The 13,134-nt window shown below is 63.5% G+C and carries 10 protein-coding genes; 6 read left to right on the forward strand and 4 right to left on the reverse strand.

Annotation, left to right across the window (positions count from 1 at the left end; translation table 11 throughout):
* Nucleotides 1-138 precede the first annotated feature (138 nt).
* A complete protein-coding gene (gene mre11 / locus TX80_RS10285) occupies nt 139-1,491 on the forward strand; it encodes a DNA double-strand break repair protein Mre11 (protein WP_049923008.1) in 1,353 nt (450 codons plus the stop codon).
* Entirely contained in the window at nt 1,488-4,166 is a 2,679-nt protein-coding gene (rad50, locus tag TX80_RS10290; protein WP_049923009.1) for a DNA double-strand break repair ATPase Rad50, read from the forward strand. The genes mre11 and rad50 overlap by 4 nt, the downstream gene beginning before the upstream one ends.
* Nucleotides 4,167-4,213: 47 nt before the next feature.
* Here the strand turns inward: rad50 and TX80_RS10295 are convergent, their stop codons facing one another.
* The 3 genes from TX80_RS10295 to TX80_RS10305 all read right to left on the reverse strand — a co-directional run bounded on the left by TX80_RS10295 (nt 4,214) and on the right by TX80_RS10305 (nt 5,439).
* Nucleotides 4,214-4,684, reverse strand: a complete 471-nt coding sequence (locus TX80_RS10295) for a DUF7346 family protein (RefSeq protein WP_049923010.1) — start codon at nt 4,682-4,684, stop codon at nt 4,214-4,216.
* A 68-nt stretch (nt 4,685-4,752) separates the two neighbouring features.
* Nucleotides 4,753-5,193 (reverse strand): DUF7322 domain-containing protein, encoded by a 441-nt coding sequence (locus TX80_RS10300; RefSeq protein ID WP_154658617.1) that lies wholly within the window; start codon nt 5,191-5,193, stop codon nt 4,753-4,755.
* A 60-nt stretch (nt 5,194-5,253) separates the two neighbouring features.
* Nucleotides 5,254-5,439, reverse strand: coding sequence for a DUF7331 family protein (locus TX80_RS10305; protein WP_049923011.1), 186 nt, complete (start codon nt 5,437-5,439; stop codon nt 5,254-5,256).
* Nucleotides 5,440-5,646: 207 nt separating this feature from the next.
* On the opposite strand from TX80_RS10305, the gene TX80_RS10310 reads away from it, so the two are divergent.
* Complete coding sequence (locus TX80_RS10310) at nt 5,647-8,373, forward strand: DNA-directed DNA polymerase (protein ID WP_049923012.1); 2,727 nt, start codon at nt 5,647-5,649, stop codon at nt 8,371-8,373.
* Nucleotides 8,374-8,395: 22 nt separating this feature from the next.
* On the opposite strand, the gene TX80_RS10315 is transcribed toward TX80_RS10310, so the two are convergent.
* Nucleotides 8,396-8,632, reverse strand: coding sequence for a hypothetical protein (locus TX80_RS10315; RefSeq protein ID WP_049923013.1), 237 nt, complete (start codon nt 8,630-8,632; stop codon nt 8,396-8,398).
* A gap of 636 nt (nt 8,633-9,268) precedes the next feature.
* On the opposite strand from TX80_RS10315, the gene TX80_RS10320 reads away from it, so the two are divergent.
* From TX80_RS10320 to sufD, 3 genes are all read left to right on the forward strand, one after another.
* Nucleotides 9,269-10,177, forward strand: a complete 909-nt coding sequence (locus tag TX80_RS10320; RefSeq protein WP_049923014.1) for an ABC transporter ATP-binding protein — start codon at nt 9,269-9,271, stop codon at nt 10,175-10,177.
* A gap of 61 nt (nt 10,178-10,238) precedes the next feature.
* The gene (gene sufB / locus TX80_RS10325; protein ID WP_049923015.1) at nt 10,239-11,669 is read left to right on the forward strand and encodes a Fe-S cluster assembly protein SufB; all 1,431 of its coding nucleotides are present in this window, start codon (nt 10,239-10,241) and stop codon (nt 11,667-11,669) included.
* Nucleotide 11,670: 1 nt separating this feature from the next.
* Nucleotides 11,671-12,933 (forward strand): Fe-S cluster assembly protein SufD, encoded by a 1,263-nt coding sequence (gene sufD, locus TX80_RS10330; protein ID WP_049923016.1) that lies wholly within the window; start codon nt 11,671-11,673, stop codon nt 12,931-12,933.
* Nucleotides 12,934-13,134: the final 201 nt, after the last annotated feature.

The raw sequence follows: 13,134 nt of genomic DNA on the forward strand, positions 1-13,134 counted from the left end.
CACCTTGTGGATGATACTGGTGTGGAATTATCGTGGAACGGACCACAGCGACTCGAGGGAGCGTCGACTCGACCCGTCGCGTTCACTTTCAGTTCGGTCGCGGAATCCCTTTAGGGGCCGCCCCCGAACGGCCGGTAGATGACGCGGGTGATACATACGGGCGATACCCACATCGGGTACCAGCAGTACAATACGCCCGAGCGACGACAGGACTTCCTCGAGGCCTTCCGAAGCGTGATCGAGGACGCGGTCGCCGACGACGTCGACGCCGTGATCCACGCCGGTGACCTCTTTCACGATCGTCGACCGGGGCTGGTCGACCTTCAGGGGACCGTCGACATCCTTCGGACCCTGGCCGACGCCGACATCCCGTTTCTCGCCGTCGTCGGCAACCACGAGGGGAAACGCGACGCCCAGTGGCTCGATCTCTTCGCCGACCTCGGACTCGCGACGCGACTCGACGCGGCACCGGCAGTCGTCGACGACGTCGCCTTCTACGGACTCGATTTCGTCCCCCGATCCCGACGGGACGACCTCGAGTACGAGTTCGAACCGCTCCCCGACGACGCCGATCACGCCGCCCTCGTGAGCCACGGCCTGTTCGAGCCGTTCCCCCACGCCGACTGGGATACCGAACGGCTCCTCTCCGAGTCGAACGTCGACTTCGACGCCGTTCTGCTCGGCGATAACCACACGGCCGATACCGCAGAAGTGCGCGAGACGTGGGTCACGTACTGTGGCTCGACCGAACGCGCAAGCGCGAGCGAACGCGACGACCGTGGATACAACCTCGTTGCGTTCGACGAGGCGGTGACGATCAGTCGCCGCGGACTCGTCGACACCCGCGAGTTCGTCTTCGTCGATGTCGACCTCGAAGCCGAGGAGGGGATCGATCGCGTCCAGGAACGCGTCCGGCAGCACGATCTGGAGGACGCGGTCGTCATCGTCACGATCGAGGGCGAGGGACGACCGGTCACGCCCGCCGCAGTCGAGGAACTGGCGCTCGATCGCGGCGCGCTCGTTGCCCGCGTCAACGACCGTCGGGACCTCCCCGACGAGGACGAGGACGTCTCGGTCCATTTCGCCGACCCGGACGAAATCGTCCGGGAGCGCGTCCGTGATCTGGGGCTCAGCGACGCCGCCCTCGAGATCGACGAAACCGTCCGGAACGACGAGCTAGCCGACGCAAACGTCCGCGAGACGGTCGAGCGACGCGTCCGGGAGTTGCTCGAGGACGACGACGCGTTCGACCCCGCACCGGAACGGGAGCCCGGCGACGAGGACGTAACGACCGTGGCGGACCGACTCGACGAACCGGCCGACGGCGGATCGACCGACGGGACCGTCCCCGAAGACGGAAAGCCGGGGGTCGAGACCACCGAGACTGCCGCAAGTGCCGAGGTCGAAGGCGACGACGCCACGGCGGAAACCCGATCCGAATCCGGTACCGAAACCGACTCCGACCACGCGTCGCTGGGTGATTTCGCGTGAGGGTCGATCGCATCAGATTGCGGAACTTCAAGTGCTACGGCGACGCCGACCTCGGTCTGGATCGCGGGGTCACCGTCGTCCACGGCGTCAACGGCAGCGGCAAGTCGACGCTGCTCGAGGGCGTCTTCTTCGCGCTGTATGGTTCGAAGGCGCTGTCCGACCGGACGCTGGACGACGTGATCACGACCGGCGAGGAGGACGCCGAGGTCGAACTGTGGTTCACCCACGACGATCGGGCGTACCACGTCGAACGCCGGCTCAAACTCAGGGGCGATCGGGCGACGACGACCAAGTGTGTCCTCGAGACGCCGACGGAGACGATCGAGGGTGCTCGCGACGTCCGCCGCGAGGTGACCGAGCTCCTGCGGATGGACGCCGAGGCGTTCGTCAACTGTGCGTACGTCCGTCAGGGCGAGGTCAACAAGCTCATCCACGCCTCGCCCGGCGATCGCCAGGACATGATCGACGACCTCCTCCAGCTCGGCGCGCTCGAGGACTACCGCGAGCGAGCCAGCGACGCCCGGCTCGGCGTCAAGTCGGTGCTCGACGGCCAACGGGAGGTCCTCGAGGACCTCCGGAAACAAGTCGACGCGAAGGCGGACAAGGACCTCCACGAGCGGTTGAACGAACTCGAGACTCGTCGTGCCGACGTCGCCGAGGAGATCGACCACTACGAGAGCCAGCGCGAACAGGCGCGTGAGACGCTCGAGACCGCCGCTGACGTTCTCGAGCGTCACGAGGAGACCCGCGAGGAGATCGCGACGCTCGCGAACGAGATCGAGGACCTCCGGACGAAGATCTCCGAGACCGAGCGGAAACGCGAGGACGCGAAAGACGACCTCCGCGACCTCGAATCCGAACGGGAGACCCTCGAAGACGAGCGCGAGGAACTCCTGTCGACCGTCGATCTCGAGGCCGGCGACCCCGACGCGGTCGAGGAGCGTATCGAAGCCCTCGAGGCACGCGACGAGCAATGCCGGGACGAACTCGAGGACGTTCGGGTAGCGATCGAGACGAAAACCGAGGAGATCGAGCGGCTCCGCGAGGCGGCTGACGACCTCGAGCGGCAGGCCGAAACCGCCCGCTCGGACGCCGACGACCTCGCGTCGAAACTCGAGGCCGACGAGGACGCCATCGAGGATCGGGAGGCGAAGCTCGCGGAGCTAACCGAGGAACTCGAGGCGGCTCGAAGCCGGTTCGACGACGCGCCGATCGCGCTCGGCGAGGCCGAACCCCACCTCTCGGCTCTCGAGGACGAACGCGAGACGCTCGTCGAGGAAATCGGCGACGTCACCGCCGACATCAGGACGGTCGAGAACGCGATCGAGGACGGCAAGCGCCTGCTCGAGGAGGGCAAGTGTCCGGAGTGTGGCCAGCCGGTCGCGGACTCGCCACACGTCGACGTCCTCGACGAGAAACGCGAGGAGCTCGATACCCTCGAGACGCGACTCGACGAACTCGAGGACGAACGCGACGCGCTCGCGGAGCGGATCGAACGGGCCGAGGACCTGTGCGAGGCCGAACGTCGCGTCGACCGACTGGAGGACAACCGCGACAACGTCGAACAGCTGTTGTCCGAGAAACGCGAAACGCTCGCGGATCGCCGAAAACAGCGCGACCGGTTGCGCGAAGAAGCCACGGAGTACGACGCCGAGGCCGAGGACAAGCGAGAACGGGCGTCCGATCTCGAGGACGAAATCGCCGAGAAACGAGCGGAACTCGGGGAGATCAACACCGAACGCGGCGAGATCAAAGAGACCCTCGAGACGCTCCGTCGCGTCGCCGAGATCGGCGACGAACGGGCGGAACTCGAGAGCCGGATCGAGACCCTCCGTGAACGGCGCCGGGACTGGCAGACGATGAACGACGAGCGCCGTGAACAGCTCTCGACCAAACGCGAGCGGAAACGCGACCTCGAGTCGGAGTTCGACGAGGAACGCGTCGAAACCGCCCGCGAGGACAAACGAAACGCCGAGCAGTACATCGAGAAAGTCGACGAGAAACTCGCCGACCTCGAGGAGCAACACGACGATCTCCAGAACGCCATCGGGGCCGTCGAACGGGAACTCGAGGAACTCGAGGAACTCCGCGACCGCCTCGAAAGCGTCGAAGCCCGGTGTGAACGGCTCGAGGGGCTGTACGAGGAGGCCGAAACCCTCCAGACGACCTACGGCGAGCTGCGCTCGGAGCTGCGCCAGCGCAACGTCGAAACCCTCGAACGGTTGCTCAACGAGACGTTCGAACTGGTCTATCAGAACGATTCCTACGCCGCGATCGATCTCGACGGCGACTATCGCCTGACGGTCTACCAGAAGGACGGCGAAGCGCTCGAACCCGAACAGCTATCGGGCGGCGAGCGGGCGCTGTTCAACCTCAGTTTGCGGTGTGCCATCTATCAGTTGTTGGCCGAGGGCGTCGAAGGGGCGGCCCCGATGCCGCCGCTGATCCTCGACGAGCCGACGGTGTTTCTCGACTCCGGGCACGTCACGCAACTGGTCTCGCTCGTCGAGTCGATGCGGAAACTCGGCGTCGAACAGATCGTCGTCGTCAGCCACGACGAGGAACTCGTCGGCGCGGCCGACTCGCTCGTCCGCGTCGAGAAAGACGCGACCTCGAACCGGTCGCGACTCGAGCGCGGCGAACCGCCGGAAGCGGCGTTACTCGCCTCGGAGTAAGCGAAACCGAGTTCGACGCCGGAGCGGGCCGGCCCGCGAGGGATGGGTTACGACTGGGGGTCCGCACTCGCTTTCGCCGTGCCGTCGACGTCCTGATCCGTTCGGATCGTCTCGAGTGCGGTCTCGCCCGTCTCGGTGAGTCGATAGCTGCGTTCACCGGCGGTCTCGACCGCTTCGATGAGATCGGCGGCCGACAGCACGGTCAGACGCCCGTGCAGGTCGCTCTCACAGAGGTCGTACCTGTCGAGCAGCGTTCGAACCCCAAGCGGCCCCCGATCCGCGAGTTCGACGAGCAACCCGAGTGTCTCCTCGTCGTGGACGTTCGAGACCAGCGTTCGCACGGGCGTACTGACCGTGTGTGCAGCCGTCTCGAGAGCCCCGACGTCGTCGACCGACTCGAGGCGGTCGTTCTGGACGTAACACTCGTTGCCGGTCCGTGGATCACGGACGAGACTCGCGTGTTCGGACTGTTTGAGAAGCAGGTATCGTCTCCCGGTGTCGTCTTGGACGGTTTTCATTATCTTTCGGTATCGTCCTGCGGTCCGTGGTTGGACACGGGTAGTGAAGTAGTTTCGTCCGGTATCAATCATTCGGTGTCGTCAGCGTCCGCACTATCGGGGGCCGTCTCCGTCGGGTCGTCGGTGTCGGCCCGGAAGGCCCTGTACCGATAGACGGCGAACCCGAACAGGACGACCCCACCGGCGATCAACGCGATGCTTCGCGTCGTAATACCGTCGAAGATGGCGAACAACACGCCGAGCGAGACCGAAAGCACGGCGGCGTTGATAACGAGGACGAGTGCCCAGAAGATCCTCGCCAGGTCGGGTGGGACGTCGACTTCGTCGGTCGAGACGCCGAGGTCGGGTGCCGACTCCGAATCGTGCTCCGAGCGCAAGTCCGAGAGCAGACCCAACCCGGCATCTTCCGTGTCCACCCGCGGAATCGTGAGCGAATCGCTCTCCGGATCCTCGAGTTCCGCTTCCGGATCCGGCTCCTCGGGCTCGGTTTCGGTGCGATCGAACACCACACCCGTGGGGACGGACAGCAACAGGAAAAGGATTCGCGTTTTCGTGCTCGAGTCAACGAATCAGGCGAGGTCCTCGAGCGTAAGCGTTCGGGTGGTCTCGACCCACGCGAGGGGGTTTTCGGCGTCGTAGAAGACGACCCCGTCGTCGGTCTCGTAGGATTCGATCGTCGCAGTACCCGGGGGTTCACTACGTGGTTCACGCCGGTCCATCACGTCGTCATCGTTCAGGGTGGACACATCGATCACCTGCTCCTATGCTATGTGTTACCATTTTATATGTCTTATTGCCCTCGCAGTTCTTTCTGCTGATCGGTCCGGGCGAAATCACGGGGACCGTCGGTTCGGTGACAGATCACGACCGACCGTCACCGCCGCTCGTGGGAGTTCGATACCAGCCAGGCTGGGAAACGGGATAACGGGGGTTTTTATTCGGCGACTGCCAAGCCAGATACCATGACTGAGGCGGGCCAGACCGGACTCACGGAGTTTTCGAGCGAGTCCGACGCCGACGAGCGGCCGGACGAAGAGGCTGTCGCCGTCGCGGGCAACGGCGGCACCGACGCCACAGAGGTGATCGACGTCCTCGAGGAGACGCTCCCCGAGTCACAGGGAACGCTCGAACTCGCCGTGATGCAGGTCGATTACACCGTCGCCGGCTACGGCGACGACGAACGACCCATCATGCACGTGTTCGGACGGACGCCCGAGGGCGAACTCGAGCACGTTCAGGTCGTCGGGTTTCGACCGTACTTCTACGCACCGACCGACACGCTCGAGCGGCCGCCCGAGGAACAGTACGAGCGGCTGACCGACAGTCGGGAGCACGACGAGGACGGGGAACCATACGAGAGTATTCGGGGGGAGAGACTCACCAAGATCTTCGGCCAGACTCCACGGGACGTCGGGCAGATCCGCGACGACTTCGAACACTACGAAGCGGACATCCTGTTTCCGAACCGGTTCCTGATAGACAAGGACGTCCGCAGCGGCATCCGGGTACCGGAACGACGCGCCGACGACGACACCCTCGTCGTCCCCCACGACGAGGTCGAATCGGCGGCCGTCGACGCGGAGCCGCGCGTGTGTACCTTCGACATCGAGGTCGACGACCGATCGGGGTTCCCCGAGGACGGCGAGGAGCCGATCGTCTGTCTCACGAGCCACGATTCCTACCGCGACGAGTACGTCATGTGGCTCTACGAAGCACCGGTCGGCGACGGTTCTATCCCGTCCGAGATCGACGAGTACGATCCGATCGAGGGCGAGATCGACCACGAGGTCCGCAGCTTCGACGACGAGGAGGCGATGCTCGAGGCGTTTATCGAGTACGTCCGGGAAACCGACCCCGACGTCCTCACGGGCTGGAACTTCGAGGACTTCGACGCGCCGTACTTCCTCGACCGTCTCGAGGAACTCGAGGGTCCCCACCACGAGTACGATCTGAACCCGGACCGGCTCTCGCGGGTCGACGAGGTCTGGCGCAGCAACTGGGGTGGCCCGGATATCAAGGGACGGGTCGTGTTCGACCTCCTGTATGGGTACCAGCGGATGGTCTTCTCCGAACTGGATTCTTACCGGCTGGACGCCGTCGGCGAGGCGGAACTCGGCGTCGGCAAGGAGCGGTACGCCGGTGACATCGGCGATCTCTGGGAAGACGACCCGACGACGCTGCTTGAGTACAACCTGCGGGACGTCGAACTCTGTGTCGAACTCGACCGCCAACAGGAGATCATCCCGTTCTGGGACGAGGTGCGCTCGTTCGTCGGCTGTAAGCTAGAGGACGCCCCGACGCCCGGCGACGCGGTCGACATGTACGTGCTCCACCAGGCGTACGGCGAGTTCGCGCTGCCTTCGAAGGGACAGCAGGAAAGCGGCGAGGAGTACGAGGGTGGTGCCGTCTTCGAGCCGATTACCGGCGTCAAGGAGAACGTCACGGTGCTCGACCTGAAGTCGCTGTACCCGATGTGTATGGTGACGATCAACGCCTCGCCGGAGACGAAGGTCGACCCCGACGAGTACGACGGCGACGTCTACGAAGCGCCGACGGGCACCCACTTCCGGAAGGAACCGGACGGGGTAAACCGCGAGATGATCGAAGAACTGCTCGCCGAACGCGAGGAGAAGAAGTCCCTGCGGGACGAGCACGAACCCGGCACACCCGAGTACGAACAGTACGACCGCCAACAGGGCGCGGTAAAGGTTATCATGAATTCGCTCTACGGGGTGTCAGGTTGGGAACAGTTCCGACTATACGATAAGGAAGCCGCATCCGCGATCACGGCCACCGGGCGCGAAGTCATCGAGTTCACCGAGACTGCCGCGAAAGAGCTGGAGTATCAGGTTACGTATGGGGACACCGACAGCGTCATGCTCGAGTTGGGGCCGGATATACCCAAAGACGAGGCCATCGAACGCTCGTTCGAAATCGAGGAGCATATCAACGACCGCTACGACGACTTCGCAAGCGAGGACCTGAACGCCGACGAACACCGGTTCCAGATCGAGTTCGAGAAGCTCTACCGGCGGTTCTTCCAGGCCGGCAAGAAGAAACGCTACGCCGGACACATCACCTGGAAGGAGGGCAAGGAGGTCGACGACGTTGATATCGTCGGCTTCGAGTATCAGCGGTCCGATATCGCCCCGATCACCAAAGCGGTCCAGCATCGGGTTATCGAGATGATCGTCAAGGAAGGTGACATCGAGGGCACAAAGGAGTACGTCAACGAGATCATCGAAGAGGTCCGCACCGGCGACATCAGCCTCGAGAAGATCGCCATTCCGGGCGGGATCGGCAAACGGCTGAACAACTACGACACCGACACCGCTCAGGTTCGCGGAGCGAAGTACGCGAACCTCCTGCTTGGCACCAACTTCCAGCGAGGCAGCAAACCCAAACGACTCTATCTGGATCGCGTCGATCCGGCGTTCTTCCGGCGGATGGAAGACGAAGAAGGGTTCGACCCACAGCGAGATCCGCTCTACGGCGCGTTCAAGCGTGATCCCGACGTGATCTGTTTCGAGTACGAAGACCAGATCCCCCCGGAGTTCGAGGTCGACTACGACAAAATGCTCGAGAAGACGCTGAAGGGGCCGATCGAACGGATCCTCGAAGCCCTCGATGTCTCCTGGGAGGAGGTCAAAAGCGGCCAGGAACAGACCGGCCTCGATAGTTTCATGTGAGTGCCGTCGATCGCTCGTGGCCCTAGTTCCGGCCGAACCGCTCGGTCGGAAGCGACACCGGATCGTCCATCCCAAGCTGATCGGTCGAGTAGATCGACTTGCCGTCCAGTTCCAGCGGGCCGGTTGACTCGAGTGTTACTTCCGGACCGCCGTCGGCGCGGACGTGCCAGTCGGTCGCAGTAACGTCGGCGCGGTCGATGAGAACGGCCGGCGGTTCTCGACGAATCCTTGTCCCCCGGCTTTCATGCGGACGAGCCACGTGAACACTATCGGCCCCGGACCCGTACGATTCGGCTCTTCCGAAACCCGCAAGAACGGCGATGCGGCCTCCTCGTCGTCCAACTGGAGGTTGCCGTTTCCTCACGTAACTGGAGTAGGTGTGCGATGCTCTGAGGTAACCCAGATCGGTCAGATCGTATCCGTTCCAGTTCAGGTCCTGTGAAAGCGGGTGGTCGTCGACCGTCGCCGATGCCGATCCGGAGCCGATGACGCCCGACTGACCAACCCCGCCAATCCGAGCGTTCCGCGCCTCGAGACGGTAGCGCTACTTCGTTTCCGCTCGCGTTCGGCGGGCTTCTCGTCGACGCTCGCTCCTGTGCTCCCATCCCTATTAAAATAAAGTATTCCCTCATGAGTACTTTGCCCGGGTTTGACCTCGAAGGGGTCCGTACCCGTGTACGACCGGAGCGGATTCCCCGTCCGGGAATCGAGCCGCCGTAATCGATTCCAGCCGGCGGTATTTCGACGGCCCACCGAGGCTCGTCCAGCGTCGGAACTCACCGCCGGGCCGCGTCCTTTCCGTATCGGAAAATAATCTTTTGGATTCATTATCGTATCCAATCGGATACGAAATCGTTATCAGTCATACGCCCCACCGTTCATACGACAGAGTACTATGGCACGTCTCGAACTAACTAACCTGCACGCAGAAGTGGCGGAGGGCGACGAGAAGATTCTCGAGGGCGTCGACCTCGAGGTCGAGTCGGGCGAGATCCACGCCCTGATGGGGCCGAACGGCTCCGGGAAGTCGACGACCGCCAAGGTCATCGCCGGCCACCCGGCCTACGAGGTCACCGAGGGCGAGGTTCTGCTCCACCTCGAGGAGGACGAGTTCGGCGAGGAAGTCGAGATCGACGAGGACCAGCGCACCTGGGACCTGCTCGACCTCGAACCCAACGAGCGCGCCGCGCTCGGGATCTTCCTCGGCTTCCAGTACCCCGCCGAAATCGAGGGCGTCACGATGACGAACTTCCTCCGGACGGCGCTGAACGCCAAGATCGAGGAGCGCGAGGAACTCTTCGAGGAAGACGAAGACGAAGACGAAGCGGACGAGGACGAAGGCTTCGAATCCTCGCCGATGGAAGGCCCCGCGGACGAGGGCGAGGTCGGCGTCGCCGAGTTCCAGGAGATCCTCCAGGAGAAGATGGAGCAACTGGACATGGACGAGAAGTTCGCACAGCGCTACCTCAACGCCGGCTTCTCCGGCGGCGAGAAGAAGCAAAACGAAGTGCTGCAGGCCGCCATCCTCGAGCCGTCGATCGCCGTCCTCGACGAGATCGACTCCGGGCTCGACATCGACCGCCTGCAGGACGTCTCCAGCGGGATCAACGCCCTTCGTGACGAACAGGGCACCGGCATCCTCCAGATCACCCACTACCAGCGCATCCTCGATTACGTCGAACCGGATCACGTCCACGTCATGCTCGACGGGCAGATCGCCAAAAGCGGCGGTCCCGAACTCGCCGAGGAACTCGAGGACAAGGGCTACGACTGGGTCCGCGAAGAGGTCTACGGCACCGCGTAACCGTATTCAGCTAGAACAACGGTAATAACCCTACAGCCGTAACCACAAACACAAACAAATCATGAGTTCCGAACAAGATCATCTCAAAGAAACCGACACTGAAGCGCGGTTCGAGTTCAAGAAAGAACAAAGCGCCGCGGTCAAATCCGACAAGGGCCTGACCGAGGAGATCATCCGCATGATCTCCGAGGACAAGGACGAGCCCGACTGGATGCTCGAGCGGCGGCTTCGCGCGCTCAAGCAGTACCAGAACATGCCGATGCCGTCGGGATGGCCCGGCATGCCCGATCTCTCCGGACTCGACGTCGAGGAGATAGTTCCCTACATCCGTCCCGACGTCGACAAACGCGAAGGCGTCGACGACTGGGACGAACTCCCGGACGAGATTCAGGACACCTTCGACAAACTGGGCATTCCGGAGGCCGAGAAGAAGGCGCTCTCGGGCGTCGGCGCGCAGTACGAGTCCGAGGTCGTCTACCAGAACATGCAGGAACAGTGGGAGGAGAAAGGCGTCATCTTCATGAACATGGACGAGGCCGTCCAGGAACACCCCGACCTCGTCAAAGAGCACTTCATGACGACCTGCGTGCCGCCGAGCGACAACAAGTTCGCCGCGCTGCACGGGGCCGTCTGGTCGGGCGGGTCGTTCGTCTACGTTCCCGAGGACGTCACCGTCGAAATGCCCGTCCAGGCGTACTTCCGCATGAACTCGGAGGGGATGGGCCAGTTCGAGCACACGCTCATCATCGCCGAACCCGGCAGCGAGGTCCACTACATCGAGGGCTGTTCGGCCCCGAAGTACGGTACCCACAACCTCCACTCCGGCGGCGTCGAGGTCTTCGTCAAGGAGGACGCTCACGTCCAGTACTCCACGGTCCAGAACTGGTCGAAAAACACCTACAACCTCAACACCAAGCGCGCAATCGTCGACGAAGGCGGCACCATGGAGTGGGTTTCGGGCAGCATGGGCTCGAAGGCCACCATGCTCTACCCGTGTTCGATCCTCAAGGGTCGCGGCGCGACCGACACCCACATTACCATCGCCTTCGCCGGCGAAGGGCAGGACATCGACACCGGCGCGAAGGTCTACCACAACGCGCCCGAGACCAGTTCGACCATCGAGTCCAAGTCGATCTCCAAGGACGGCGGCCGGACCAACTACCGCGGTCTCGTCCACATCGCCGACGGTGCCGAGAACTCGAGCACCGCCGTCGAGTGTGACGCCCTGATGTTCGACAACGAGTCCACGTCGGACACCATGCCGTACATGGAGATCGAGGAGTCGAAGGTCGACGTCGCACACGAGGCGACCGTCGGCAAGATCGGCGACGAGGACATCTTCTATCTGCAGAGCCGCGGGCTGGACGACGACGACGCCAAGAAGATGATCGTCGCCGGCTTCATCGAACCGATCACGGAGGAACTGCCGATCGAGTACGCGGTCGAACTCAACCGCCTCATCGAACTCGAGATGGAGGGAAGCCTCGGATAATATGAGCACGCAGGTACACGCCAATCTGACGGCAGAACAGGTACGCGAAATCAGCGGCAACCTCGACGAGCCGGAGTGGCTCACGGAGACCCGTCTCGAGGCCCTCGAGGCGCTCGAGGAACTGGACATGCCCGACGTCATCCGGACGCCGGGCCGGGACTGGACCAACCTCCACGAACTCGACTTCGAGTCGTTCGTGGACCCGCTGAACGCGGCCGAAGACAAGGATCAGGTCGGTCCCGAGGACGTTGACGTCCTGCCGTGGGCCGAGGCGGTCCAGGAACACGAGGAGCTCCTGAAGGACCACTTCGGTACGGTCGTCGACCCCCAAGAGAACTACCTGACGGCGCTGTCGACGGCGCTGTTTAGCACCGGGACCGTCGTCTACGTCCCCGAGGGCGTCAACGCCGAGGACGTTACCATCCGGACCGCACAGAACTCCCGGTCGCTGTTCAACTACACGCTCGTCGTCACCGAGGAGTCCTCGTCGGTCACGATCCTCGAGCGCCAGTCGACGGGCGAGGACAGCGAGGCGCTACGCGCCTCGAGCAGTGCGAGCGGTGATGAGCCGCGAGCGGACGAGCAGTACTACAGCGGCATCGTCGAGGTCGTCGCCGGCGAGAACAGCAGGGTCCAGTACGGCAGCCTCCAGAACCTCTCGGAGGACGCCTACAACTTCACCGTCAAACGCGGCGACGCCGACACCTACGCCACGATCGACTGGATCGAGGCGAACCTCGGCACCCAGCTGACCAAGACCGAGGTCTCGACGGAGCTCAACGGGGACTCCTCGGAGACCCAGATCGTCGGGGCCTTCTACGGCCACAACGACCAGCACTTCGACCTCGATGCGAAGGTCTGGCACCGCGCCGAGCACACGACGGCCGACCTCGTGACCCGCGGCGTCACCGACGACGTCGCTCGCTCGGTCTACGAGGGCGTTCAGGACGTCGGCAAGGGCGCGTGGGACACCAGCTCCTACCAGCGCGAGAACACGCTGATGCTCTCCGACGAAAGCGAAGCCGACGCCTCGCCCAAGCTGATCATCAACAACCACGACACCGAGGCCAGCCACTCCGCGACGGTCGGCCAGATCGACCAGGAGGATCTGCTGTATATGACCTCCCGCGGTGTCAACCCACGGGCTGCCCGGAACATGCTCGTCGAAGGCTTCTTCGTGCCCGTGCTCGAGGAGATCGCCGTCGACGAACTGCGCGACGATCTCGAGGAATTGGTCGCCCGGCGGCTTCGCCAGCGCGATTGACATCCTCTCGCGCCTAAAGTCGCGGGAATCCGCAAAGCGGAGTCTAAGGTTGTGCGTTTCCTCGGGAGCGAAGTACGCTTTCGCGTCCTCCCTTCGACGGTGCCCGCCCAATTATTACCGAAGGCGTGGTGTACAGCGCGTACAGCCCTGTCAACGGGGCCTTCCCACCCGGACGCGCCGGGCACTTCAACACGGAGCACC

The organism is Halopiger djelfimassiliensis, assembly GCF_000455365.1.
Lineage (GTDB): Archaea > Halobacteriota > Halobacteria > Halobacteriales > Natrialbaceae > Halopiger_B > Halopiger_B djelfimassiliensis.